Source organism: Mycolicibacterium chlorophenolicum (assembly GCF_001044235.1).
Taxonomy (GTDB): domain Bacteria; phylum Actinomycetota; class Actinomycetes; order Mycobacteriales; family Mycobacteriaceae; genus Mycobacterium; species Mycobacterium chlorophenolicum.
Window position 1 is genome coordinate 880,774 of record NZ_JYNL01000069.1, and the last position, 25,944, is coordinate 906,717.

A 25,944-nucleotide genomic window follows, 5' to 3' on the forward strand; every position below is an offset into this window, starting at 1 on the left:
GGACGCGCGATGCGGATCGGCTACACCCCCGAACAAGAGGAGTTGCGTCGCGAACTGCGCGCCTACTTCTCGAAGCTCATGACGCCCGAGCGCGCCGAAGCGCTGGCGAGCAACGACGGTGAGATGGGGCGCGGAAACGTCTACCGCGAGACCGTCGCCCAGATGGGCAAGGACGGCTGGCTGACGCTGTCCTGGCCGAAGGAGTACGGCGGGCAGGCGCGTCCCCCGATGGACGGGCTGATCTTCAACGACGAGGCGGCGATCGCCAACGTCCCGGTGCCGTTCCTGACGATCAACAGCGTCGCGCCGACGATCATGCACTTCGGCAGCGACGAGCAGAAGGCGTTCTTCCTGCCCAAGATCGCCGCCGGGGAACTGCACTTCTCGATCGGGTACTCCGAGCCGGGTGCCGGCACCGACCTCGCCTCGCTGCGTACCACCGCGGTGCGCGACGGCGACGACTACGTGATCAACGGCCAGAAGATGTGGACGTCGCTGATCGCCTACGCCGACTACGTGTGGCTGGCGGCGCGGACCAACCCGGACGCCAAGAAGCACCGCGGCATCTCAATGCTGATCGTGCCGACGACGGCGGAGGGTTTCTCGTGGACGCCGGTGCACACCATGGCCGGTGTCGACACGAGCGCGACCTACTACCAGGACGTCCGGGTGCCGGTGACCAGCCTCGTCGGCGAGGAGAACGCCGGCTGGAAGCTGGTCACCAACCAGCTCAACCACGAGCGGGTGGCCCTGGTCTCGGCACAGCCCATCTTCCTGGCGCTCAACGCCGTTCGCGAGTGGGCGCAGAACACCAAGGACGTGCACGGCAACCGGCTCATCGATTCGGAGTGGGCGCAGCTCAACCTCGCCCGGGTGCACGCCAAGGCCGAGGTGCTCAAGCTCATCAACTGGGAGCTCGCCTCGACGGAGAACGCGGCCCCGTCACCGGCCGACGCGTCGGCGGCCAAGGTCTACGGCACCGAGTTGGCGACCGAGGCCTACCGCCTGCTGATGGAGGTGCTGGGCACCGCCGCCACGCTGCGCACGAACTCGCCGGGTGCGCTGCTGCGCGGCCGCATCGAGCGTATGCACCGCTCCTGCTTGATCCTGACCTTCGGCGGCGGCACGAACGAGATCCAGCGCGACATCATCGGCATGGTCGCGCTCGGCCTGCCCCGAGTGAACCGGTAAGGAGACGTCCCGGATGGACTTCACGACCACAGAGGCCAGCGAGGATCTCGGCGGCCTGGTGCGCACCATCACCGAGTCGATCTGCACGCCCGAGCATCAGCGCGCACTCGACGGCCTCGGCCCCGACGCGGGCGGGCGGTTCGACCGTGATCTCTGGAGCAAGCTGATCGACGCCGACATCCTGTCCACCACGTCGCCGGAGTCGTTGGGCGGTGGCGGTTTCGGGGTGCTGGAGGAGGTCGCGGTACTGGTGGCGCTGGGCCGTCAACTGGCCGCGGTGCCCTACCTCGAATCGGTGGTGCTCGGCGCGGGTGCGCTCGCCACGTTCGGCTCCGAGGCGCTGCAGCAGGAGTGGGCGGCACCGGCGATCGGGGGCGAGAAGATCCTCACGATCGCGCTCGACGGCGAGATGGGTGAGGGTCCGGTCCGTGCGCAGGCCACCGGGTCGGGCTTCACGCTCACCGGGACGCGCACCCTGGTCGCCTACGGGCCGCACGCCGACGCCTTCCTGGTGCCGGCCGAAACCGATTCGGGTACCGGCGTTTTCGTCGTCGCCGCGACGGACCCCGGTGTCACGGTGACGGCGCTGGACACCACAGGACACGGCAGCGTCGGCGCGCTGGAGCTGCACGGTGTCGAGGTGGCCGCCAAGCGCCGGGTCGGCGGGGCCGAGGTGCGGGACTGGCTGGTCACCCGCGCCGCGCTGGGCCGCAGCGCCTACCAGCTGGGCGTGTTGGAGCGGGCGCTCGAGCTCACCGCGGTCTACGCGCGCGAGCGTGAGCAGTTCGACCGGCCGATCGGCAGTTTCCAGGCGGTGTCCTCGCGGCTGGCCGACGGCTACATCGACATCAAGGGGCTGCGGCTGACCCTCACGCAGGCGGCGTGGCGGCTCTCCGAAGATCTGCCGGCCGACGTCGACGTCGCCAGTGCGGCGTTCTGGGCGGCCGAGGCGGGCCACCGGGTGGCGCACACCACGGTGCACGTGCACGGCGGTGTCGGCATCGACACCGACCATCCGGTGCACCGCTACTTCCTCGCTGCCAAGCAGACCGAGTTCGCGCTCGGCGGGGCGACGGGGCAACTGCTCCGCATCGGCCGCGAGCTGGCCGACACCCCGGCCTGAGTCGGCCGCGGTGGGCACACCCGTCGCACCGACCGTGTCCGCCCTGGTCGCGCCGCTGACTGACGTCGAGGACCGAGGCGTCTACGGTATCGATGGCGCCGGGGAGCCGTCGTTCGTGGACTGGCGCAGCCACATTCGGCAGGCCGCCGCGCTGGCGGCGGCGCTGCGCGCGCGCCTGGATCCGACACGGCCACCCCATGTCGGGGTGCTGGCGGGCAACACGCCGTTCTTCTCCGCGGTGCTGGTGGCCGCGGCGCTCTCGGGCGTCGTGCCGGTCGGGCTGAACCCCACCCGGCGCGGGGCGGCATTACAACGCGACATCGACCACGCGGACTGCCAGCTGGTCCTGGCCGACCGCGCCAGCGCGGTGGACGGAATCGCGGCGATCGACGTCGAATCCTGTTCCTTCGCCGAGGAACTGGCCGCGCACGCCGATGCCGACGTCGAGTTCCGCCGCGCCGACCCCGACGACCTGTTCATGCTGATCTTCACCTCGGGCACCAGCGGGGATCCCAAGGCGGTGCGCTGCACCCACGAGAAGGTCGCCGTCCCCGGGCAGATGCTGGCCCAGCGGTTCGGCCTCGGCGCCTCGGACACCTGCTACCTGTCCATGCCGCTGTTCCATTCCAACGCGATCATGGCCGGGTGGGCACCCGCGGTGGCCGCGGGCGCCTCGATCGCGCTGCGACGCAAATTCTCCGCCTCGCAGTTCTTCCCCGACATCCGCCGCGTCGGGGCCACCTACGCCAACTACGTCGGCAAGCCGCTGTCCTACATCCTCGCCACACCCGAGCGCCCCGACGACACCGACAACCCGCTGCGCGTCGCCTACGGCAACGAGGGCGCGCCGCGGGATCTGACGCGCTTCGCGCACCGGTTCGCCGTCGAGGTGGTCGACGGCTTCGGATCGAGCGAGGGCGGGGTGTCGATCGCGCGCACGCCCGACACACCCGAGGGTGCGCTCGGTCCGCTCGTCGGCGGCGTGACGATCCTGGACGTCGACACCGGCGAGGAGTGTCCGCCCGGGGTGATCGGCGAACTGGTCAACACCGAAGGGCCAGGCCAGTTCCGCGGCTACTACCGGGATCCCGACGCCGAGGCCGACCGCATGCGGGGCGGGGTCTACCACAGCGGTGACCTGGCCTATCGGGACGAGAACGGTTTCGCCTACTTCGCCGGCCGCCTCGGTGATTGGATGCGGGTCGACGGCGAGAACCTCGGGACCGCGCCCATCGAGCGCATCCTCATGCGCTACCCCGACCTCACCGAGGCCGTCGTCTACCCGATTCCCGACGAGGCTGTCGGGGACCGGGTGATGGCAGCGCTGGTCCTGCCCGATCCGGCGGGCTTCGATCCGTCGGCGTTCATCGAATTCCTTGGTCAGCAGGACGATCTCGGACCCAAGCAGTGGCCGTCGTTCGTGCGTGTCGCCACTGCGCTGCCCCGCACCGAGACGTTCAAGGTGGTCAAGCGCCGGCTGTCGGCCGAGGCCACCGACTGCGATGATCCCGTGCACGAGATCGTCCGGCCGTGACCGCATCCCGGCGCACCGACGTCGCCACGATGCTGCTCGACCGTCGCGGCGACCGGCATCCCGGTCTGCGCACCCGGGAGCGGCAGTGGTCCTGGGACGAGGTGGTGGCCGAATCGGCCGCCCGCGCGACGCTGGCGACCTCACTGCATCACCGAAGATCCGACGACGCACCGTTTCACATCGGCGTCCTGCTCGACAACGTGCCGGACTTCGTGTTCTGGCTGGGCGGCGCCGCGCTCGCGGGCGCGACCGTCGTCGGCCTGAACCCCACCCGCGGTGCCTCGGATCTGGCCGCCGACATCCGGCATGCCGACTGCGCGATGATCGTCACCGACACCGCCGGCTCCGAGCGCCTCGACCGTCTGGATCATGGCGTCGCCGACGACCTGATCCTGCGGGTCGACACGGACGACTACCGGCGACGCGTCGAGGAGTGGCGCGGAAGAGCAGGCGCCGCGGAGGGTGTCGATGCGGACACCCTGCTGCTGCTGTTGTTCACCTCCGGCACCACCGGCACGTCGAAGGCCGTTCGCTGCACCCAGGGCAGGCTGGCCCGGATCGCCTACGCCGCGACCGACAAGTTCGGGCACCACCGCGGCGACGTCGACTACTGCTGCATGCCGCTGTTCCACGGCAACGCGCTGATGGCGCTCTGGGCGCCCGCACTGGCCAACGGTGCGACGGTGTGCCTGACCCCGACGTTCTCGGCGTCCGGCTTCCTGCCCGACGTCCGGTTCTTCGGCGCCACGTTCTTCACCTATGTCGGCAAGGCACTGGCCTACCTGATGGCCACCCCCGAGGCCCCCGACGACGCCGACACCACCCTGCAACGCGGATTCGGCACCGAGGCCTCCCCCGAGGACCAGAAGGAGTTCCGGCGCCGGTTCGGCGCCGAGTTGTTCGAGGGATACGGCTCCAGCGAGGGCGGGGCGGTGGCCGTGCCGGACCCGGCCGCCCCGCCCGGCGCCCTGGGCCGTCCCGCCCACCCCGACGTGGTGGTCGTCGACCCCGGCACCGGGACGCCCTGTCCCCCTGCCGCTCTCGACACCACCGGACGGGTCCGCAACGCGGACGAGGCCATCGGCGAGATCGTCGACCGGCGTGCGGCGCGAGACTTCGAGGGCTACTACCGCAACGACGCCGCCGACGCCGAGCGGACCCGCAACGGCTGGTACTGGACCGGCGACCTCGGCTACGTCGACACCGAAGGATTCCTGTACTTCGCGGGCCGGCGAGGTGACTGGATCCGCGTCGACGGCGAGAACATCTCGGCATTGACCGTCGAACGGGTACTCCGACGCCATCCCGACGTCATCGCCGCCGCGGTGTACGGGGTGCCCGACCCGCGGTCAGGAGACCAAGTGATGGCCGCCGTGGAGGTCGCCGATCCGCGCACCTTCGACGCCGCCGGCTTCGGCACCTTCCTCGCTGAGCAGGAAGACCTCGGCGCCAAGGGGTTTCCACGGTTGCTGCGGGTGTCGGCCAATCTGCCGGCCACCGGATCGAACAAGATCCTCAAACGCGATCTGCAGGCACAGCGCTGGCACACCGCGGAGGCGGTCTACCGCTGGACCGGTCGCGGGCGGCCGGAGTATCGGTTGATGAGCGCCGCCGACCGGCAGGCGCTCGACGACGAATTCTCGGCGCACGGAAGGGAATCGCATGTCTGACTCGGATGAGCGCTTGCGCGAAGACCATGACTGGGACGAGGAGACCGACGTGCTGGTCGCCGGGTCGGGTGCGGGCGGGGTCACCGGCGCGTACACCGCGGCGCGCGAGGGCCTCGACGTCCTGCTGGTCGAGGCGTCGGACAGGTTCGGCGGCACCACCGCCTACTCCGGCGGCGGCGGCATGTGGTTCCCGTGCAACCCCGTGCTGCAGCGCGCCGGCGTCGACGACACCCTCGACGACGCACTGGAGTACTACAACGCCGTCGTCGGCGACCGCACACCCGCCGCGCTGCGCGAGGCCTACGTGCGCGGCGGTGCGCCGCTGATCGCCTACCTCGAAACCGATGAGCAACTGAAGTTCTCGCTGCTGCCCTGGCCCGACTACTTCGGGTCCGCCCCGAAGGCACGCACCGACGGTATGCGGCACATCGCGGCCAAGCCGCTGCGGACGGCCGCCGCACCCGATCTCGTCGAGCTCATCCGCGGCCCGCTCGACACCGATCGTCTCGGCCGTCCGCAGCCCGAGGACTACTTCGTCGGCGGCCGTGCGCTGATCGCCCGCTTCCTCATCGCGCTGCGCCGCCACCCGCACGCCGCTGTGCGGCTGAACACCGCGCTGACCCGCCTCGTCGTCGAGGACGGCGCGGTGGTGGGCGCGGTGGTGACGACCGACGAGGGCAGCCGGGCCATCCGGACCCGCCGCGGCGTGCTGCTCGCCGCGGGCGGATTCGAGCACAACGACCAGATGCGATCCCACTACGGCGTGCCGGGCCGATCCACCGACACGATGGGGCCGCCGTCGAATCGCGGGCTGGCGCATCTGGCCGGGATCGCCGCAGGCGCCGACACCGATCTGATGGACCAGGCCTGGTGGTCGCCCGGCCTCACCCATCCCGACGGCACGTCGGCCTTCGCCCTGTGGTTCACCGGCGGCATCTTCGTCGACGACGACGGCCGGCGGTTCGTCAACGAGTCGGCGGCCTACGACCGGCTGGGCCGGGGTGTGCTGGCGGCGATGGCCGACGGTGCGGTGACGCTGCCCTACTGGATGGTCTACGACGATCGTGAGGGGGTGGTGCCGCCGGTGAAGGCGCCGAACGTGTCGATGGTCGAGACCGAGCGCTACGTGTCGGCCGGATTGTGGCGCACCGCAGACACTCTCGCCGGCCTGGCCGCGGCGATCGGCGTGCCCGCGTCGAACCTGGAGGACACCGTGGCCCGCTTCAACGAGTTCGCGCGCAGCGGCGCCGACGAGGACTTCGGCCGCGGCGCCGAAGCCTATGACCGCGCGTTCTCCGGAGGGGCCTCACCGCTGGTTCCGATCGATCGCCCGCCGTTCCACGCGGCCGCGTTCGGCGTGTCCGATCTGGGCACCAAGGGCGGCCTGCGCACCGACGCCGCGGCGCGGGTCCTCGACACCGCGGGTGCGGTGATCCCGGGTCTCTACGCGGCGGGCAACACGATGGCCGCCCCCAGCGGCACCGCCTACCCCGGCGGCGGCAACCCCATCGGCACCAGCATGGTGTTCAGCCACCTGGCCGTGCTGGACATGACAGGAAGGACCCGTCCATGACCGAGCAGATCCGTGAGATCGACACCGGGACCGCGATGACACGCTACGCCCGCGGCTGGCACTGCCTCGGGCTCGCCGAGACGTTTCGGGAAGGAAAGCCGCACAGCTTTAACGCTTTCGGCACCATGCTGGTGGTCTTCGCCGATTCCACCGGCGCGCTCAAGGTCCTCGACGGGTACTGCCGCCATATGGGTGGCAACCTCGGCCAGGGCACCGTCAAGGGCGACGACATCGCGTGCCCGTTCCACGACTGGCGGTGGCGCGGCGACGGCAGATGCTCACTGGTGCCGTACGCGAAGCGGACCCCGCGGATGGCGCGGACCAGGGCGTGGCTCACCACCGAGGTGAACGGCCAGCTGCTGGTCTGGCACGACCCCGAGGGTTCCACGCCGCCGGCCGAACTCACCCCGCCGACGATCGAGGGGTACGACGAGGGCCGATGGTCGCCCTGGCAGTGGAGTTCGATCCTCATCGAGGGCGCGCACTGCCGCGAGATCGTCGACAACAACGTCGACATGGCGCACTTCTTCTACATCCACCACGCGTATCCGACGTACTTCAAGAACGTGATCGAAGGGCACACCGCCAGCCAGTACATGGAGTCCAAACCGCGGCCCGACTACACAGCAGATCCCGAGAAGCTCTGGGAAGGAACGCATCTGAGGTCGGAGGCCACGTACTTCGGGCCCGCCTACATGATCAATTGGCTGCACAACGACCTGGCGCCCGGGTTCACCGTCGAGGTGGCGCTGATCAACTGCCACTACCCGGTGACACACCACTCCTTCGTGCTGCAGTGGGGCGTGGCCGTCGCCGAGATGCCCGGACTGCCCGCCGACAAGGCCGCCAAGCTCGCGGGGGCGATGAACCGGACGTTCGGCGAAGGCTTCCTCCAGGACGTCGAGATCTGGAAGAACAAGACCCGCATCGACAATCCGTTGCTGACCGAGGAGGACGGCCCGGTGTACCAGCACCGGCGCTGGTATCAGCAGTTCTACGTCGACGCCGCCGACGTCACGCCCGACATGACCGACCGCTTCGAGCAGGAGGTCGACACCACCCACGCCTTCGATCTGTGGCAACAGGAGGTGGAACACAACCTGGCCCGCATCGCCGCGGACAAAGCGGCCGCGCCGCCAGACACAGCAAACAAGTAGTTGCAAAGGCCAGTTCCCTGGACAAGGCCGATGTCGGAACGGCAGGATTCCAGCCATGATCCGAGCCGCCGTCGTCCGGTTCGTCGCGGTGGCCTCGGCCGCTCTCGTCGTGTCCTCCTGCGGCTCGCCCACCGGAGGGGATCCGTCCGCGTCGGCGCCGGCGGGTCCCGTCTCCAGCGCGCCGCCTGCGGCCACCGCACAGCCGAGCGCGCCCGCGCCGAAGGCGCAGACGATTCGCGACTACATCACGGCCAACGGCCTGCAGGAGACCGTGATCCACCGCGGGGACGCCGGCGCCCCGACCGTCGACCTGCCGTGGATGGACGGCTGGGAGGACGCGGGTTCCCTCACCCCGGAGTGGGCCTATTCCGCCGTCGTCTACCGGGGACCCCGGCCCGAGGACTACACACCGAACATCGTGGTGCTGATGTCGAAGCTGACCGGCGCCGCCGATCCGCAGGCGCTGATCGACGCGGCTCCCGGCGAGCTCGCCGCCCTCACCGGCTGGGCGCCGATCGGGGACCAGGGTCCGGGCGGTCGCGACGACTACCCCAGCTACCGGCTCGACGGCACGTGGGTGCGAGACGGCGTCACCAAGGTCGTGGCGCAGACGACGGTGGTGATCCCCGCCGACGACGGCGTCTATGTGGTGCAGTTCAACGCCGACGCCGCGCAGAGCGAATTCGACATCGCCGCGGCGGGTTTGACCACCATCACCCAGCAGGCCATCATCCTGCCCTGAGGCGGGTCAGGACAGCAGCGACGGCACGATCGCGTCGATCAGGTGCGGGCCCGGCTCGGCGAACGCGTCGACCAGCGCCGCCGTCAGCTCCTCGGCGGTGCGGACACGGCGGCCGGGCACGCCGAGGCCTTCGGCGATCCGCACGAAATCGATGGCGGGAGAACCCAGGTCGAGCAGTTCGCGCGCCTTCGGGCCGGGCTGGGCACCGCTGCCGACACCCACGCGCTGCAGCTCGATCCGCAGGATGTCGTAGGCGCCGTTGTTGAAGATCACCGTCGTCACGTCGAGGTTCTCGCGGGCCTGCGTCCACAGCGCCGAGAGGGTGTAGAGCGCCGAACCGTCGGCCTGCAACGACACCACTGGGCGGTCCGGGGCGGCGATCGCCGCGCCCACCGCGGCCGGGATGCCGTAGCCGATGGCGCCTCCGGTCAGGGTCAGCACGTCGTGGGCCGGGGCGCCGGCGGTCGCCGCGGCGACACCGACGCCCGCAGTGTTGGATTCGTCGACGACGATGGCCCGCTCGGGCAGCAGTGCGCCGATCACGGTGGCCGCGGCGAACGCGTTCAGCTCACCGGTCGGCAGATCCGGCCGTGCCGCGGGCGCCACGGTCGCGGTGCTGCCCGGCGCCACTTCGTCGGCCAGATGTTCCAGCGCCACGGCCGCACCGGAATGCGACGCGAGCGTGTGCACCGTGCACCCCTCGGGTACCAGATCGCTCGGCTTGCCGGGATAGGCGAAGAACGACACCGGAGACACCGCACCCGCCAGCACCAGGTGTCGCGCCCCGGCCAGCTGTTCGGCGGCGGCCTCGGCGAAGTACGCGAGCCGCTCGACCGCGGGCACCCCCGCACCCCGCTCGAGCCGCGCCGGGAACGTCTCGCAGAGCACCGTCGCACCGGTGGCCTCGCCGATGCGGACCGCGGCCGCGAGTCCCGGTCCGTGGGTCGCGTCGCCGCCGATGAGCAGCACCGTGCGTTCCCCGGAGCGCAGCGCCGACGCGGCGACGCGGACCGCGTCGTCGTCGAGTGTGCCGTCGAGTGTGCAGCCATCGTCACGCTGGCCGCCGACCGTGCCGGTGGCTTCACGCTCGGCCGTCCCGGCCCCGTCGCTCCACGAGACGTCGGCGGGCAGGATCAGCGTCGACACCACACCGCGGCGGGCCGCCTCGAGGGCGGCCACGGTGTCGGCCGCGACGTCGGCGGGCCGCAGCGTGCGGTGCACCCACCCCGACACGGAGCCCGCGACCGCGTCGATGTCGGATTCCAGTGGGGCGTCGTACTTCTTGTGATAGGTGGCGTGATCGCCGACCACGACGACCATCGGTGTGTGCGCCCGGCGCGCGTTGTGCAGGTTGGCCAGGCCGTTGCCCAGCCCGGGACCGAGGTGCAGCAGGACCGCGGCCGGCGTGCCGGCGATCCGGGCGTACCCGTCGGCGGCGCCGGTGGCCACGCCCTCGAAGAGCGTGAGCACCCCGCGCATGCCGCCGACGGTGTCCAGCGCGGCGACGAAGTGCATCTCCGACGTGCCGGGGTTGGCGAAGCAGACGTCGACGCCCGCACCGACGAGGGTGGTCAGCAGGGAATGCGCACCGTTCACGTGTGCTCCTCGGAATCGTCCGTGCGATAGTGAGCCCTCGGGCACTGTGTCAGGATTGCGTGCCGACGGGGCGGGCTCGGCGAAAATCGCATGTCATCAGGGCCCCTGGTCACGTAATTTGAGCCGATGACCGACCCGCTGATCGAGAGTCTGCGACGCGCCGTCGAGCGCGCGCCCGACGACGCTCTCCTTCGGCTGCACCTTGCCGAGCAGTTGCTGGCTGCCGGCGCGGTCGACGACGCCATCGCCGAATGCGCGACGGTGCTGTCTCAGGATCCGACGTGTGGCGAGGCGCGACAGCTGATGGCCCGGTCGGTGACGCCGGCCGAGCCTGCGGCGGGCGGTTTCGACTGGGCGGCCGCTGACCGCGAACTCGACGAGATCGTCTCGCCGATGTTCGTCGCCGATGAGGGCGGACGGGATCAGTCGGTGTCGGCCTGGGAGGCGGAGAACGCGGGCGTCACCCTGGCCGATGTGGGCGGGATGCACACCGTCAAGGACCGTTTGGAAGCAGCGTTTCTCGCGCCCATGCGTAACCCCGAGCTGCGCAAGCTCTACGGCAAGAGCCTGCGCGGCGGTCTGCTGATGTACGGGCCGCCGGGCTGCGGCAAGACGTTCCTCGCCCGCGCAGTGGCCGGAGAGTTGGGAGCGCGGTTCGTCAGTGTGGGACTGGCGGACGTCCTCGACATGTACGTCGGCAACTCCGAACGCAACATCGCAGAGCTGTTCGACCTGGTGCGCCGGGAAGCGCCCTGCGTGCTCTTCCTCGACGAGATCGATGCGCTCGGCCAGAAGCGCAGCGGAACACACAACGCTGCGATGCGCGGTGCCGTGGTCCAGCTGTTGACCGAACTCGACGGTGTGGCACATCGCAACGACGGTGTGTTCGTGTTGGCCGCGACCAATCAGCCGTGGGATGTCGATCCCGCACTGCGTCGGCCCGGTCGGTTGGACCGGACGCTGCTGGTGCAACCGCCTGATGTCGAAGCACGGGCATCGGTGTTCCGTTACCACTTGCAACACCGTCCCGTCGCGGGCATCGATCTGGCCCGGTTGGCCAAGGACACCAACGGTTTCTCTGGTGCCGATATCGCGCATGTCTGCGAGACCGCGTCGGAACGGGCACTGCTCGACAGCGCCCGCAGCGGCAAGGTCCGCATGATCGAGATGCGGGACCTCGTCGCCGCTCTCAGCGAGGTTCGTCCCTCCATCGGGGAGTGGTTGCAGACCGCGCGCAACGTGGTGCTGTTCGCCGACGACGACGGCACCTATGCCGACCTGCGGACGTACCTGAAGAAGGTCAAGAAGCTGTGAGTGCCAGCAGTTTCGATGACGATGTGGGAGGCGCGCTGATCCGAGCCCATCACCTCATCGAGATCAATCGCCCCGACGAAGCGCTGCGCATGCTCGCCGCCGCGTTGGCCGAGGATCCGGACAACCCTGACGTTCTGTGCGCTGCCGCGAGGGCCTCATTGGACTCGAGCCGCTATCAAGAGGCCGGCGAACTGGCCACCCGCGCGGCGGCGGCTGCTCCTCGGTGGGAGTATCCGCAGCGGCTGCGCGCAACGGCCCTGCACTTGTTGGGCCGGCCCGACGAGGCCGCCACCGCAGCGAGGAGAGCGGTCGCCCTCGCGCCCGACACGTGGAACACGCACTACGTGCGGGCTTTTGTCTGCGCCACCTCGCGGCACTCTTCCCAGGAGGCGTATGCCGCCGCGCGGCGAGCAATCCACCTCGCACCGAACGAGGCGGATGCGTGGGCCGTTCTCGGCCACGTCGCCGTCGAGAACAGAGACCAGGACACCGCGCAGAAAGCACTCGAGAAGGCGCTGTCGCTGGAGCCCACCCACTCCACGGCACGTAACGATCTCGGTCGCCTCCACCTGTTGCGCGACGACCCGGTCGGGGCAGCAGGTCATTTCGCCGGGGCCGTCGCCAGTGATGTGCGGTGCCGCGAAGCAGTGCAGAACCTTGAATCCACTGTGTCCGACGCGTTTTCGGACATCATCATCGTTTTCGGCATCGTGCTGGCGCTGATCGAGTGGACCGTCATCGCCGTCGGCGCTCACCCGTCGGCGTCCACGAGACTGGTGGTGGGCGTCTTCTGCCTTCGTATCGTCGGCTCTCTGCTGATCAAACAGCTCATGCCGCTGTTGCGCGCGCCGCCCGGGCGCTACGTGTTCTCACTGCTTCGTCTGTATCCCGAGCTGATCGCCGCGGCCGCACTTCAGTTCACCGGCTTCGCCCTCTTGACCGCGGTGTGGGCGCTCCCCGGGCGAGCCTGGCTGTGGTTGACGGCCATCGGTACCGCGGCGCTGTTCGGCAGCGTGCTGCTGCACGTGCGGCACGTACGCAGGCGCCTGTCGACCTGACCGGTCAGGCGTCGCGGATGCCGTCCAGACGTTTCGTCGCCTCGTCGAACCCGCTGACCAGTTCCGCGATGATGTCGGCGACGGGGCGGATCTCGTTCATCCGGCCGACGATCTGCCCGACCGGCATCGCCACCGCGGTGGGATCGGAGGATTCACTCATCCGCTGGTGGGCCTCGCTGACGAGGATGTTCTGCAGCGGCATCGGCAGCGGTTCGGGGGCGCCGTCGGCGTCCCAGGCGTCGGTCCAGCGGCTCTTGAGCAGTCGGGCGGGCTTGCCGGTGTAGATGCGCCGGCGCACCGTGTCGGCGGAGGTGGCCGTCAGCATGGCCTCCTGGATCACCGAGCGGCCCGACTCGAGCCGCACGCCGAGGTCGTACTCGGCCGAGGTGAGGAACGCCGAGCCCATCCAGACACCTTGCGCGCCCAGGGCCAGCGCGGCCGCCACCTGCCGGCCGGTGCCGATGCCGCCCGCGGCGAGCACCGGGGTCCGGCCGTCGAGGGCATCGACGATCTCGGGCCACAGCACCATCGAGCCGATCTCACCGGTGTGTCCGCCGGCCTCGTGGCCCTGGGCGACGACGATGTCGACGCCGTTCTCGGCATGGCGCAGAGCGTGTTTGGCCGAACCGGCGAGTGCCGCGATGGGCACCCCGGCCTCGTGCACCTGGTCGATGACGTCCTTGGGCGGGGAGCCCAGCGCGTTGGCGATGAGCTTGATCGGGTGCTTGAGCGCCACCTCGACGTGGCTGCGCGCCACCGAATGCAGCCATCCCAGAACGCCTTCGGAGCGCTCCTCGTCGGCGGGCAGGGGCGGCACCCCGAGGTCGGCGAGCGTCTTGTCGACGAACTCACGGTGCTCGGCGGGGATGAGCTTGTTGATGTCGACCGACGTGCCCTCGGTGGGCACTTTCGCCGGCATCACGATGTCCACGCCGTACGGCTTGCCGTCGGTGTTGGCGTCCATCCACTGCAGGACGTTCTCGAGATCGTCGGCGTCGTTGAATCGCACGCAACCGAGCACACCCAGGCCGCCCGCGCGGGTGACGGCCGCGGCGACCTTCTCCGAGGGGGTGAAGACGAAGATCGGGTAGTCGATGCCGAAGCGATCGCACAGTTCGGTTCTCACATTTTCTCCCGTCGCTGCGCTCGCCCCGTCATGAGTTCACCGCAGCGTGCTTCTCGTGCACCTCGTCGGCGGGGCGCTGTTCGGTCACGTCCTTGGCCCACCGGTAGTCGGGTTTGCCTGCGGGCGAACGCTTCACCTCGTCGACCAACCACAGGCTGCGGGGCACCTTGTAACCCGCGATCTCGCTGCGCACGAACGCATCCAAGTCGGCGAGCGTCGGGCGGGTGCCCTCGCGCGGGTGGACGACGGCGGCCACGTGCTGACCGAAGCGGGGATCCGGGACGCCGACCACCAGCGCGTCGAACACGTCGGGGTGACCCTTGAGCGCGGCCTCCACCTCTTCGGGGTAGATCTTCTCGCCGCCGCTGTTGATCGACACCGAACCGCGGCCCAGCATCGTCACGGTGCCGTCGGCCTCGACCTCGGCGTAGTCGCCGGGGATCGCGTAGCGCACGCCGTTGATGGTCTTGAACGTCTCGGCCGTCTTCTTCTCGTCTTTGAAGTAGCCGACCGGGATGTGGCCGCGCTTGGCGATGATGCCGCGCTTACCCGAGCCCGGCACGACCTCGTTGCCGTCCTCGTCGAGGACGACGGTGTTCTTGTCGATGGTCACCCGCGGTCCGCCGGTGTGCGACTCACCCTTGGCCACCACGCTGGTGCCGCCGAAACCCGTCTCCGAGGAGCCGATCGAGTCGGTGATGATGCGGTTGGGCAGCAGCTCGAGGAACTTCTCCTTGATGCTGGTGGAGAACAGCGCGGCGGTGCTGGCGAGCAGGAATAGGCTCGACAGGTCGTACTCGTTGCCGGCGTCCTGATGGGCGAGCAACGCGTCGAGCAGCGGCCGGGCCATCGCGTCGCCGGTGAAGAACAGCAGGTTCACCTTGTGCTCGTGGATGGTGCGCCACACCGCGTCGGCGTCGAATTCCGGTACCAGCACGGTGGTCTGGCCGGAGAACAGCGCCATCCAGGTGGCCGACTGCGTGGCGCCGTGGATCATCGGCGGTATCGGGTAGCGGACCATCGGCCCGTTCTCGGCCGCCTGCTTGGCCAGGCCGTACTCGTCGGCGATCGGCTCGCCGGTCGCGAAGTCGGTGCCGCCGAACAGGACTCGGTAGATGTCCTCGTGGCGCCACATCACGCCCTTGGGGAAACCGGTGGTGCCGCCGGTGTAGAGCAGGTAGATGTCGTCCTCGCTGCGCGGGCCGAAGTCCCGCTCCGGGGAGCCCTCCTCGAGCGCGGCGTAGAACTCGACACCGCCGTACCGCTGGTAGTCGTCGTCCGTGCCGTCCTCGACGACGAGGATGGTCTTCACGTTCGGAGTCTCCGGGAGGACGTTCGCCACCCGGTCGGCGTAGCGGCGCTCGTGCACGAGCGCGACCATGTCGGAGTTGTCGAAGAGGTACTTGAGTTCGCCCTCGACGTAGCGGAAGTTGACGTTGACCAGGATCGCGCCGGCCTTGACGATGCCGAGCATCGCGATGACGATCTCGATGCGGTTGCGGCAGTACAGCCCGACCTTGTCGTCCTTCTTGACGCCGTGGTCGAGCAGGTAGTGCGCCAGCCGGTTCGACTTCTCCTCGAGCTCGGCGTACGTCAGCTTCTCGTCGCCCGAGATCAGGGCGACGCGGTCAGGCACGGCGTCGATGGCGTGCTCGGCGAGATCGGCGATGTTCAGGGCCACGGCTCTAAATTAGAACGTGTTACATTTCCAGACAAGTCGCTGTCTTCGATGCGGAAAGGCGGACACCCGTGAGCGAACCCCAGAAGCAGCCCGATTGCCTCGTTGAGCAGCGCGGACACACGCTGATCGTGACGATGAACCGGCCCGAGGCGCGCAACGCGCTCTCCGGCGAGATGCTCTCGATCATGGTCGAGTCCTGGGACCGCGTCGACAACGATCCGGAGATCCGCACCTGCATCCTCACCGGCGCGGGCGGCTACTTCTGCGCGGGCATGGACCTCAAGGCCGCGTCGGCGAAGCCGCCGGGCGATTCCTTCAAGGACGGCAGCTATGACCCGTCGCGCATCGACGGTCTGCTCAAGGGCCGGCGGCTGAAGAAGCCGTTGATCGCGGCGGTCGAGGGGCCGGCGATCGCGGGCGGCACCGAGATCCTGCAGGGCACCGACATCCGGGTGGCCGGGGAGAGCGCGAAGTTCGGCATCTCCGAGGCGAAGTGGAGCCTGTACCCGATGGGCGGCTCGGCGGTGCGGCTGGTGCGCCAGATCCCGTACACGATCGCGTGCGATCTGCTGCTGACCGGCCGGCACATCACCGCGGCGGAGGCGCTGTCCTACGGCTTGATCGGCTACGTGGTGCCCGACGGCAGCGCGCTGGACAAGGCGCTCGAGATCGCCGAGGTGATCAACAACAACGGGCCGCTCGCGGTGCAGGCGATCCTGAAGACCATCCGCGAGACCGAGGGCATGCACGAGGAAGAGGCCTTCAAGCCCGACACCGCCAACGGCATCCCGGTGTTCCTCTCCGAGGACGCCAAGGAGGGCCCGCGGGCGTTCAAGGAGAAGCGCGCCCCGAACTTCCAGATGAAGTAGCCGCTGGTGTGCGTCCGGATCGCGACATCGGGTCTGCGCACGATCTGAGCGCACACTAGGGGCACTGCGCTATCCGTCTCGATACCGTGCATCGAGCTCGGCGAGCGCGTCGGCTGAGTCGTCGACGTCGAACAGCACGGCGCGCGTCATCAGGTGGTCGGTGTCGAGTTCCACCAGACACAGCGTTTCAATGGCCACAGGGAGGTCCGGCTCTGCCGTGTCGCGGAAGACATAACGCCCGAGTGCCAGATTGTCACCGCGGATAGCGACGGTCTCGATCTCCAGTCGCCAACTGGAGGCCGCTTCCGACAGCAGGGCGTGCGCGAACGTCGCGTCTATCGGCCCCTCGTACGTCATGCCTCGTCGCCGGTCGTCGAAGCGGGCGCCAGGGGCGCACGAGTCGAGATATCCCGCCTCATCCCGTCGGTTGAACACCTCAGCGAGATGGGCGTTCATCCGCGTGGCCGAGTTGCCCTCACCTGCGTGTTGACGATCGAGGTCGTCGAAAAGGGCGACGGCAGCGTCCAGATCGCGCTCGTCGAAGAGCTCACAGCGATTGATCGCATCTCCGTCGAAGGTGAGCAGGGCGACCTCACGCCATTCGGCGGCGAAGCCGTCCTGCGAGGTTCCACGCTCGGTGTGGGTGAACACCGCTCCCCGCGAGCTGAGCCGATGCACGGCCTCGATGCGGGTGCTGACGTCGGGCGCCACCGCCCAGATCGCGCTGACGTAGGTGTTCATGTCACCGGCCGCGGAACCCACCCCGAGGCGGTGGTCCAGATTGACCCAGTCCGGCGTCGTCTCCGACAACTCGTGCCGGTTGAACGCGGCATATGTCCGGGTGACGAGTGACCAGATGTTCGCGTACGGCGCCCCTTCGCCGGCCATGTACCGTGCATCGAGCTCGGACACGGCGGCATCGAGATCGTCAGGGTCGAAGATGACGAGCGCCGAGATCCGGCCGCCGGCATCGACCTCGGTGACCGTCAACATGTCGGTGTGCACCCCAACGGGTCGTGCGTCGCCGCCCCAGACGCTGCTTCGCGCCAGCGCGAGCCGCTGCCCCCTCGTTCCGAGGAAGGTGAAGGCCACATTCGTGAGGCCGATTTCGGTGAACGCCCGAAGATCGTCGAGTTCGGCCGCTCGACCGTGTCGTATTCCCGCACCTACGACGCGACGACGGTCGTCTTGTGTGAAATCGCCGGCGAAGGTGTCCGCAAGGAGATCCCAGTCCTCCGCGCCAAAGCGTGCGAATCGCTGCGCTCCTCGGACCGCCGCATTGTCCAGCCTCGGCGTCGCGCCGCTCAGTTCATCGAATCGCGCCAGCGCCGTGTCGAGGTCGTCCTCATCGAACATCTCGCAGCGGTCCAGAAGGTTGTCCTCGACAGTCAGCACATCGACGATCCGCCACTCGAGACCGAGCCCCTCCGGCGAGAAACTCTTCGCCACATGGGTGATGACCGCGCCCACCTCACTCAGTCGGTGAACGGCCTCCACGTACAGGCGGTTGTCCTTCGTGTCCTGCAGAGCGACCGCCAGGTATGCCTTCAGGTCACCCGATCTGATTCCCGCTCCAGACCGATGGTCGACGTCGACGAAATGTGCTGTGGTCGGCGGGACCTCGCGCCTGCACAGTGCAGCGAACCCCTGCGCGACGGCCGAGAATGTCTGCGCGAACGGCGCAGCCTCACCAGACAGATATCTCATGTCCAACTCGGCGATTGCCGCGTCGAAGTCATCTGGATCGAACATGACGAGTGCCGAGAGCCGCCCGTCAGTGTCCCTCTCCGCGATGCCGAGCCACACAGCGCGAAATGTCTCACCGGGTTGTCGTGAGTCGAACCATTCGACCCGCAACAGGGCGAGATGATTTCCGCGCGTTGCTATCTCGACCCAGGCCAAGTCGTCAAACCCCACGTCCGCAGCGATCTGCAGATCACGTATCTCGGCATCGCGACCGTGCTGGATTCCGGCGTTCACCGTCCGACGGCGATCGTCGAGAGTGAAGCCATCGGCGAGCATCGCCCCTATGGCTTGCCAGTCTCGGACCGAGAAGCTGTGCCGAAAGCGCTCCGCCCATCGGCTCGTCTCACTGCGGAGCAGCAGCGTACCTCGGTTGAGCTCGTCGAATCGCCCGATCGCGGTGTCGAGGTCGTCTGCGTCGAACAGCTCGCTGCGGGTGATGAGATCACCGTCCACCGTCAACATGTTGACGTCCCGCCACTGCGCCTCGAAGCCGGTGTTGGACATCCCCTGCGCAGCGTGTGTCACGACGGCGCCGGTTCCGGTCAACCGATGGACCGCGTCGATGTAGATCCTGGTATCCGGTGAGTCGGCCCACGCTGCCGACAGGTATGCAGTCATGTCGCCCGCGGCGAACGCTGCACCTCGACGGTGGTCGACGTTCGACCATCCCGGGGACGTCGGGGCCACCTCACGCCGGTTGAATGCGGCGTAGGCGTCTGCGATCACCGACCACGCGTGCGCGAACGGCGCGGCCTCACCGGCCAGATATCTCGCGTCGAGTTCGGCGATCGCGGCACCGAGATCGCCGCCGTCGAAAGCCACGAAACCCGTCATCTGATCGACCGCACCGACCTCCGCGAGATGGAGCACCTCGATGGAGAAGGCGTCCGGCCGCACGTCGCGACCCCCGAAGCGAGAACGCATCAACGCCAGACGGTTACCCCGAGTGGCGAGAATCGTCGAAGTCGCCTCGGTGACACCAAGATCGGCGAGAACTCGGACGTGGTCGATCGCTGTGTCGCGACCGACCCGACCCGACCCGACAACGCGCCGGGCGTCGTCTGCGACGAAGTCGTCCGCCAGGATCGCGGCCAAACCCTCTCGATCGCCCGTGACGATGCATGCGTTGAAGCGCTCGTAGCAGCGGGTCGCCTCGTTCTCGAGCAACCGCTGTGGCCGAGTGAGTTCGTCGAACCGTGCGAGTGCCGCGTCGACGTCTGCCACATCGAAGACCTCGGTCCGCGCTATCAACCTTCCTTCGAAGGTGATCACACCGATCGATCGCCACTCCGCGTCGAACCCCTGGGTGGATGACCCCGTGGTGACCGTGGTGATGACGGCCGCAGAATCGACGAGTCGATGGACCGCCTCCACGTACATCTCGATGCCGGGCGTATCCCGTGCCGATTCCCGCACGTAGGCCTTCATGTCCTCCGGCGCGGACGTCACGCCCGACCGATGGTCGACGCCTACGAAATCAGCGGTGATAGGCCAGGTTCCGTGGATCTTCAGAAAGGCGCAGCCCTCGACGACGATCATCCAGGCGTCTGCATGCCCGCGCGCCTCGCCGGCGGCGTAGCGGGCGTCGAGCTCGGCGAATGCGGCATCGCGGTCATCGAGGTCGAAGAGGATGCGGGCCGTCATCCGATTCTCGCCATTGATTTCCACCACGCCGAGCATCTCGGTGCGGAACGCCTCGGGTCGCTGATCTCTCCCCGCCAGGCGGATGCGCACCAGCGCGAGCCGCTGTCCACGAACCGCCATCACGGTCGACGCCGCGGTCTGGGTACCGAGTTCCGCGGTCGCCCGCATGTCCGCGACTTTCGCGTCACGCCCTCGCCGCACTCCTGCGTTCACGGTGCGCCGGCGATCGTCGGCGAACAGATCATCGTCAAGGAGCTCGGCCATCGAGACCCAATCACGGGCCGCAAAGCATTGCTGGAATCGAGCGTCGACTCGACTGGCCGCGTTGTCGAGTCGCAGGCTCGGCCGGCAACCGTCGAACCGTGCGTGCCGACTGTCGAGTTCGACCAGCGCGGCCTCGAGGTCTTCGACGTCGAACCACACCTGCAGTGCGACCCGGCCCTCGTCATCGAGTCCGACCACCTGGAGGGCCGCGTCCTGTGGTGCGCCGGGGTCCGCCTCGCCGGCACCCATCGTCAGCTTCACAAGCGCAAGTCGGTCACCTCGGGCCGCGAGGGCGATCCCCCTGAAGTGGGTGAGCCCCAGGTCGAGATAGCGACTCATCTCACGTTGCCACCCCTCGAACGAGAGGCGCACAGGCGGGAAACCGACGATCGTCCGGCGACTCTCGAGCTCGACCTCGGGGGCCATCAGTGCCTCGACCTCGAGCCAGGCCTGACGACCGACGGCGTCGACGATCCGTCGCCCCGCCCGCACACAGGCGTTCTCGGGCTCGACATCCGCCGCCTCGCTGGGTGCGGGGGTATCCGCTGTCGTTCGTCCCCCCTGCAACCTCCGTGCCTTCTCCGCCAGCGCTGCAGCGCCTTTCGACTCGTACAGCGCTGCTGCGCGGTCTGCGGCCGCCCACGACCCCACCGCATCACCCGCGATTCCGAGCACGACGGCGAGCGCCAAGCAGGCATCACCGTGATCGACGAGCGCGTCGGTGGAGCCCGCGATCGCCACCGCCTCCTCGGCCATCTGCCGTGCAGCGTCGTGCGCACCACCCCGGGCCAGCAGCTGCGCCCGCACCGTCCGCCACGAAATCGACGCCTTCAGCGCGTGACCGGCGAGACGCTCACTCTCCGAACACAGTTCGTCGGCCTCGGCATCCTTGTCCAGAGCCAGGCACGCTCGCGCCAGCAGCGCGGCGGTCTCCGCCGTGTCGGCGTCCAAGCCCATCCGACGGAAGCCGTGATAAGCCCGCCGCAGATGTTGCTCTGCGGCGGCAGGTTCGTCGGCGACGAGCTCGATGATCCCCGCGAATTGCTCCACCTCCAGGAGCGCGTGCCGCATGCCCAACTCGGACAGCGACCGCCTCGCCGAGTCGACCAATTGCCGCCCGGCATCAGCGCGGCCGCGGAACGCGTCCAGAACCGCCTGGCAGCGTGTCGATGTCGCCTCCACGATCGGAGAGCCAGTCGTGATCCTCAGCAGGCGGACGACGTCCAGGCAGCGGCCGCCGGCGCGCGGCACCGGGTTCGGCCCCCACAGTGCCGCGAGTGGCGCGTTGGCGAGCACCGCGTTCACGCGGCGGTTATCCCGTGCCCGTCGCGCCGCCGTCAGCGCCTGGTCCAGCGCCGCCTCGCAGTCTCCGATGCGGCCCAGCCGCGCGAGACATCCGGCGCGCACAGTGTGCGCCTTCGCCTCCCCTGCAGCATCGTTCAACGCGGCGAGTGTCCCGGCGGCCTCACCGACCGACAACTCGATCTCGTCCAGTCGCTCGAGATGAGTGAGCGCCGAGAGTTGACCATCGAAGCACACGCCCCACGCCGCGAGCCGTCCGGAATCGCCTGCTGCCCTGCGCAAGTGCGCGACCGCACCCACGGCGGCGGTGACGTCACCCGCTGCGAGCAGCGCTTCGCAGCGCGCAATCAACAACTCGCCCTGCAGTTGGTCGCGGTCCTCCAGGTCGTCGTCGAGTTCCTCGAGTGCGTGGAGCGCCCTGTCGTAGAGGTTCGCCGCACCCTCGTAGGCCAGCCGCGCCATCGCCTGGTCCGCGGCCCGCCGGCAGTAGTCGACAGCCTTGGCGGCGTTGCCGGCCCACGCACACTCGAAGTAGTGATAGGCCAGCTCGGCCAGCAGATCGTCGGCGCCCGGCTCGGATTCCAGCGCCGCTGCGATCCGCTGGTGCAGCCGCATCCGTCGAACCGACGCGAGCTCGGCGAGCAGCGACTGCCGCACCAGGGCGTGATTGAAACGGTATCGTCCACCGGGCTCCTCGACCACGATGCCGGCCTTGCACGCCTCGTCGAACGCATCGACGAGATCCTGGTCGAGCACCCGCTCGACCAGGTCGACGGCAAACCGGCTGCCCACGACAGCCGCTGCACCGAGTGCCTTGTTGGTCTCAGCCGTCAAACGAGACAGCCTGCGGGTCACGGCTTCTCGGACGCCCTGCGGCAGAGTGCTCGGATCCCAACGACCACCGCTCTCGTCCACGTGCCGTAGCGCCTCGATGAGGAAGAAGGGATTGCCGCCGGTCACCGAGGCCAGCGCCCGGGCCAGATCCTCGTCGTCATAGCCGGCTGCCGCCAGGTACGCCGTGACATCGTTGCGCTCGAGACCCCCGAGCTGCAGCCTGCTGGCGATGCCGTCGCGGTTCAGATCGGCCAGCATCGCCGCCAGCGGGTGCGACCGATCCAGATCGGTGCTGCGGTACGTCCCGATGATCTGCACGCGGGCGTGCTCGCCGAAACGGAGCAGATGCCGCAGCAGCAAGAGCGTCGGTTTGGCCGCCCAGTGGAGATCGTCGAGAACGAGAATCACAGGCGTGCTCGCAGACACGGCCCCCATCACGGCGACCACCGCGTCGAAGAGCGCGTAGCGTTCGGTGTCAGGATCAGCGCGCGGCGGCGCCGCCAGCTCGGGCAGGATGTCGGGTAGATCCGGCACCAGTAGCAGCAGCGCCTCGATTCCACGCAGCCCGCGCAGTCGCTCGGAACCCATGCGCGGCAGCAGGGATCGCAGCGCCTCGGCGAACGGCTGATACGGCGCGCCGAGATCCTCATCGCACCGGCCGTACAGCACGACGGCGCCCTGCTCGTATCCCCGCCGCGACCACTCCCCTGCCAACCGCGTCTTACCGACGCCGGGCTCGCCTGAGATCAGTACCGCCCGCGCTCCGGCATCGAGCGTCGTGCGCCATCCGGCGAGCAGCAGCTCCAGCTCGCCGGCCCGGCCGACGAACGGACCGGAACCGGCCAGCACGACGGGCAGGGCCGGCCGTTCGATGGACGCATCGACCGTGTGCGAACCGGATTCATCGGAAGTGTCCAGCCGCAGCTCGAATACGCGCTCCGGACGCGGGAGGTTCTTCAGCTGCCGTGTGCCGAGATCGGCCAGCTCGACGTCGTCGGCCAGCGAATCGATGACCAGTTCAGCCGTCGCGCCCGAGCACAGGATCTGGCCGCCCAGTGCGAGTGAACGCAGCCGCGCCGCGCGGTTGACCGCGCGGCCGAAGTAGTCACCGTCGCGGAACTCGACCTCGCCGGTGTGCAGAGCAATCCGAATCCGCATCGGATCCGCGAGCGCCCACGGTTCGCGCCGGATGGCTTCCTGCAGTTCGACGGCGGCCGCAGCCGCCCCCGACGGGCGGTCGAACACCGAGAACGTCGCGTCGCCTTCGCCACGGGTCTTGATGAGCCGCCCGCCGCGCGAGGTGACCACGTGCCCGACGATCTCGTCGTGACGCGCCAGCGCCACCGCCATGGCACCGGAATCCTGTTCCCACGCCGCCGTTGAGCCCTCGATGTCGGTGAGCAGAAAGGTGACTGCACGCATGACGGACGAAACATTCTGGTAGACAGGCAGTTCGAGCGAATCGTCTTGGACGACGATCTTGGACTCCAGCCGGCGGAGCTCCGGTCCGGGATCGACACCCAACTCGTCGGCAAGCAGCGCGCGGACCCGCTGATACGCAGCAAGTGCTTCGCCTTGCCGACCGGCTCGGTAGAGGGCCAGCATCAGCTGTCCCCACCGCCGCTCGCGTAGCGGAGCCTCGGCGATCGCGGCTTCGAGTTCGCCGATGAGCTCAGCGGCACGGCCCGTCGCCAGCAGCGCGTCGGCGCGGTCCTCGACCAGGGCGGCGTGCCCTTCGGTCCAGCGGGTCCGCTCCGCGCTGCCGCGCCGGCTGTCGGGCAGCTCCGGCGCGCCACGCCACAGTCTGAGCGCCTCGTCGAAGCAGGCCACCGCGTGACCGACATCCCCGGCGGCCATCGCCTCACGACCCCGTGCAGCGGCCGTTCCGTAGCGGACCGCGTCGATGTCGGGCGTGTTGACGGTCCATCCCATCCCCTGGGTGAGCACGAAGCCGTCACCCAGCGCGCGACGCAGCGCAGAGATGTGCGTTTGCAGAGCTTTCGCGGCGGTGCGCGGCGGATCCATCCCCCACAGCAGTTCGACGAGCGTGTCCCCGGGAACGACAGCACCGCCGTACAACCCGAGCATCGTCAAGACGGCCCGTGGCTTGGCGCCCGGGATCGCGACCGGAAGACCGAACTGCCGGACGTGCAGAGGGCCCAGAACCCCCAGTTCCACCGAAGAAAGGCTACTCACGCTCACCACGTTGGTGGGGCGTATTCAGCGGCCGGTCAAGGTCCGGTAAAGGCAGAGAGGATTCTGGTGTGCGTCCAGATCGCGATATCGGGTCTGCGCACGATCTGTGCGCACACTAGATCAGCCGAGCACCTTCGCGGTCGGGGTGAACACCACCGGCATCGACTCCAGGCCGCTGACGAAGTTCGCCGGGCGCAGCGGCAGCATGTTCTCGTCGGCCAGCCGCAGATCGGGAAGCCGGGTCAGCACCTTGGTCATCATGATCTTCAGCTCGAGCCGGGCCAGCTGATTGCCCAGGCAGAAGTGCGTGCCGAAGCCGAAAGCCAAGTGGCTGTTCGGGTTCCGGTCGATGCGGAAGTTCTGCGGGTCACCGAACACCGACTCGTCGAAGTTGGCCGCCTCGAACATCAGCATGATCTTCTCGCCGGCCGTCAGCGACGTGCCGTGGAATTCGGAGTCGGCGGTCAGCGTGCGGCACATGTTCTTCACCGGCGACGTCCAGCGCAGCATCTCCTCGATGGCGCCGGGCAGCAACTCGACATCGGCCGCCAGTCGCTGCCACTGATCCTGATGCCGCAGCACCTGCTCGGTGCCGCCCGACAGCGTGTGCCGGGTGGTCTCGTCGCCGCCGATGAGGATCAGCAGCGTCTCGAACACGATCTCGTCGTCGGACATCTTCTGGCCCTCGACCTCGGCGTTGACCAGCACCGAGAACAGGTCGTCGGTCGGGTTGGCGCGACGGTCGGCGATCACCTCCATCGTGAAGGCGGTGTACGCGGCGAAGGTGTCCATCAGCTTCTGGATCGTCTGCTCGTCGACCGTGGAGGACAGCCCGCACACCAGGTCGTCGGACCACTCGAGCAGCTTGTCGCGCTCCTCGGGCAGTACGCCGAGCATGTCGCCGATGACGGCCATCGGCAGCGGCGCCGCGATGTCGCGGACGAAGTCGGCCTCTCCGCGCTCACACACCCCGTCGATCAGCGCGTCGCACAGCCGCTCGATCGACGGCACCTTGTCCATCACCCGTTTGCGGGTGAACCCGGAGTTCACCAGCTTGCGGCGCAGGATGTGCGACGGGTCGTCCATGTCGATCATGTACGGCATGCCGGGCTGGTCGGGTCGGATCCCGCCCGTGCTGGAGAACAACTCGGGGTTGCGCTCGGCGTCGAGCACCGCCTGATAGGTCGTCGCGGCCGCCAGCCCGTTGCGATCCCGGAACACCGGTTGGTTGGCGCGCATCCACGCGTAGGCCTCCCGCGCCGCGCGGCCGTCGGCGTAGAAGTTGCCGTCGGCGAGGTCGACGTCGGGCTTGGCGGGGGCAATG

General features: G+C 68.8%; 15 protein-coding genes. 10 read left to right on the forward strand and 5 right to left on the reverse strand.

Translation table 11 applies throughout. The features are described from left to right. Nucleotides 1-9: 9 nt before the first annotated feature. The 7 genes from MCHLDSM_RS34060 to MCHLDSM_RS34090 are packed head-to-tail and all read left to right on the forward strand — an operon-like array spanning nucleotide 10 to nucleotide 8,990. Entirely contained in the window at nucleotides 10-1,191 is a 1,182-nt protein-coding gene (locus tag MCHLDSM_RS34060; protein ID WP_048474046.1) for an acyl-CoA dehydrogenase family protein, read from the forward strand. Nucleotides 1,192-1,204: 13 nt separating this feature from the next. After that, entirely contained in the window at nucleotides 1,205-2,314 is a 1,110-nt protein-coding gene (locus MCHLDSM_RS34065) for an acyl-CoA dehydrogenase family protein (protein WP_048474047.1), read from the forward strand. A gap of 10 nt (nucleotides 2,315-2,324) precedes the next feature. Beyond that, entirely contained in the window at nucleotides 2,325-3,848 is a 1,524-nt protein-coding gene (gene fadD17, locus MCHLDSM_RS34070) for a long-chain-fatty-acid--CoA ligase FadD17 (protein WP_048474048.1), read from the forward strand. A gap of 29 nt (nucleotides 3,849-3,877) precedes the next feature. Continuing rightward, entirely contained in the window at nucleotides 3,878-5,518 is a 1,641-nt protein-coding gene (gene casI / locus MCHLDSM_RS34075; RefSeq protein ID WP_218002887.1) for a steroid-22-oyl-CoA synthetase, read from the forward strand. Continuing rightward, nucleotides 5,511-7,091 carry an FAD-binding protein gene (locus tag MCHLDSM_RS34080; RefSeq protein ID WP_048474050.1) on the forward strand — a complete coding sequence of 527 codons (1,581 nt, stop codon included), beginning with the start codon at nucleotides 5,511-5,513 and terminating at the stop codon, nucleotides 7,089-7,091. The genes casI and MCHLDSM_RS34080 overlap by 8 nt, the downstream gene beginning before the upstream one ends. Further along, nucleotides 7,088-8,248, forward strand: a complete 1,161-nt coding sequence (locus MCHLDSM_RS34085; protein ID WP_048474051.1) for a 3-ketosteroid-9-alpha-monooxygenase, oxygenase component — start codon at nucleotides 7,088-7,090, stop codon at nucleotides 8,246-8,248. The genes MCHLDSM_RS34080 and MCHLDSM_RS34085 overlap by 4 nt, the downstream gene beginning before the upstream one ends. A gap of 55 nt (nucleotides 8,249-8,303) precedes the next feature. Beyond that, entirely contained in the window at nucleotides 8,304-8,990 is a 687-nt protein-coding gene (locus MCHLDSM_RS34090; protein ID WP_048474052.1) for an LpqN/LpqT family lipoprotein, read from the forward strand. Between the two features lie 6 nt (nucleotides 8,991-8,996). Here the strand turns inward: MCHLDSM_RS34090 and MCHLDSM_RS34095 are convergent, their stop codons facing one another. Next, nucleotides 8,997-10,586 carry an acetolactate synthase large subunit gene (locus MCHLDSM_RS34095; protein WP_048474053.1) on the reverse strand — a complete coding sequence of 530 codons (1,590 nt, stop codon included), beginning with the start codon at nucleotides 10,584-10,586 and terminating at the stop codon, nucleotides 8,997-8,999. Nucleotides 10,587-10,712: 126 nt separating this feature from the next. On the opposite strand from MCHLDSM_RS34095, the gene MCHLDSM_RS34100 reads away from it, so the two are divergent. Both MCHLDSM_RS34100 and MCHLDSM_RS34105 read left to right on the forward strand, forming a co-directional pair. Next, nucleotides 10,713-11,900: a tetratricopeptide repeat protein gene (locus tag MCHLDSM_RS34100; RefSeq protein ID WP_048474054.1), complete on the forward strand. Its 1,188-nt coding sequence runs from the start codon at nucleotides 10,713-10,715 to the stop codon at nucleotides 11,898-11,900. Beyond that, nucleotides 11,897-12,958 (forward strand): tetratricopeptide repeat protein, encoded by a 1,062-nt coding sequence (locus tag MCHLDSM_RS34105; protein ID WP_048474055.1) that lies wholly within the window; start codon nucleotides 11,897-11,899, stop codon nucleotides 12,956-12,958. Before MCHLDSM_RS34100 ends, MCHLDSM_RS34105 begins: the two co-directional genes overlap by 4 nt. A 4-nt stretch (nucleotides 12,959-12,962) precedes the next feature. On the opposite strand, the gene MCHLDSM_RS34110 is transcribed toward MCHLDSM_RS34105, so the two are convergent. Then, nucleotides 12,963-14,084, reverse strand: a complete 1,122-nt coding sequence (locus MCHLDSM_RS34110) for an NAD(P)H-dependent flavin oxidoreductase (protein ID WP_048474056.1) — start codon at nucleotides 14,082-14,084, stop codon at nucleotides 12,963-12,965. 28 nt (nucleotides 14,085-14,112) lie between these two features. Then, the gene (locus MCHLDSM_RS34115; protein WP_048474057.1) at nucleotides 14,113-15,765 is read right to left on the reverse strand and encodes a medium/long-chain-fatty-acid--CoA/3-oxocholest-4-en-26-oate--CoA ligase; all 1,653 of its coding nucleotides are present in this window, start codon (nucleotides 15,763-15,765) and stop codon (nucleotides 14,113-14,115) included. Nucleotides 15,766-15,833: 68 nt separating this feature from the next. Here MCHLDSM_RS34115 and MCHLDSM_RS34120 point away from each other — a divergent pair, with 68 nt between their 5' ends. Next, a complete protein-coding gene (locus MCHLDSM_RS34120) occupies nucleotides 15,834-16,634 on the forward strand; it encodes a crotonase/enoyl-CoA hydratase family protein (protein WP_048418496.1) in 801 nt (266 codons plus the stop codon). A gap of 69 nt (nucleotides 16,635-16,703) precedes the next feature. Here MCHLDSM_RS34120 and MCHLDSM_RS34125 read toward each other — a convergent pair whose 3' ends face one another. Both MCHLDSM_RS34125 and MCHLDSM_RS34130 read right to left on the reverse strand, forming a co-directional pair. Beyond that, a complete protein-coding gene (locus MCHLDSM_RS34125) occupies nucleotides 16,704-24,602 on the reverse strand; it encodes an ATP-binding protein (RefSeq protein WP_063840664.1) in 7,899 nt (2,632 codons plus the stop codon). Between the two features lie 138 nt (nucleotides 24,603-24,740). Next, complete coding sequence (locus MCHLDSM_RS34130; RefSeq protein ID WP_407661872.1) at nucleotides 24,741-25,943, reverse strand: cytochrome P450; 1,203 nt, start codon at nucleotides 25,941-25,943, stop codon at nucleotides 24,741-24,743. Nucleotide 25,944: the final 1 nt, after the last annotated feature.

What these genes read in the sequence shown, in the direction of transcription:
- MCHLDSM_RS34080 (WP_048474050.1), top strand. Translation starts at nt 5,511, where the DNA reads ATGTCTGACTCGGATGAGCGCTTGCGCGAAGACCATGACTGGGACGAG.
- MCHLDSM_RS34090 (WP_048474052.1), top strand. Translation starts at nt 8,304, where the DNA reads ATGATCCGAGCCGCCGTCGTCCGGTTCGTCGCGGTGGCCTCGGCCGCT.
- MCHLDSM_RS34060 (WP_048474046.1), top strand. Translation starts at nt 10, where the DNA reads ATGCGGATCGGCTACACCCCCGAACAAGAGGAGTTGCGTCGCGAACTG.
- casI (WP_218002887.1), top strand. Translation starts at nt 3,878, where the DNA reads ATGCTGCTCGACCGTCGCGGCGACCGGCATCCCGGTCTGCGCACCCGG.
- MCHLDSM_RS34065 (WP_048474047.1), top strand. Translation starts at nt 1,205, where the DNA reads ATGGACTTCACGACCACAGAGGCCAGCGAGGATCTCGGCGGCCTGGTG.
- MCHLDSM_RS34085 (WP_048474051.1), top strand. Translation starts at nt 7,088, where the DNA reads ATGACCGAGCAGATCCGTGAGATCGACACCGGGACCGCGATGACACGC.
- MCHLDSM_RS34100 (WP_048474054.1), top strand. Translation starts at nt 10,713, where the DNA reads ATGACCGACCCGCTGATCGAGAGTCTGCGACGCGCCGTCGAGCGCGCG.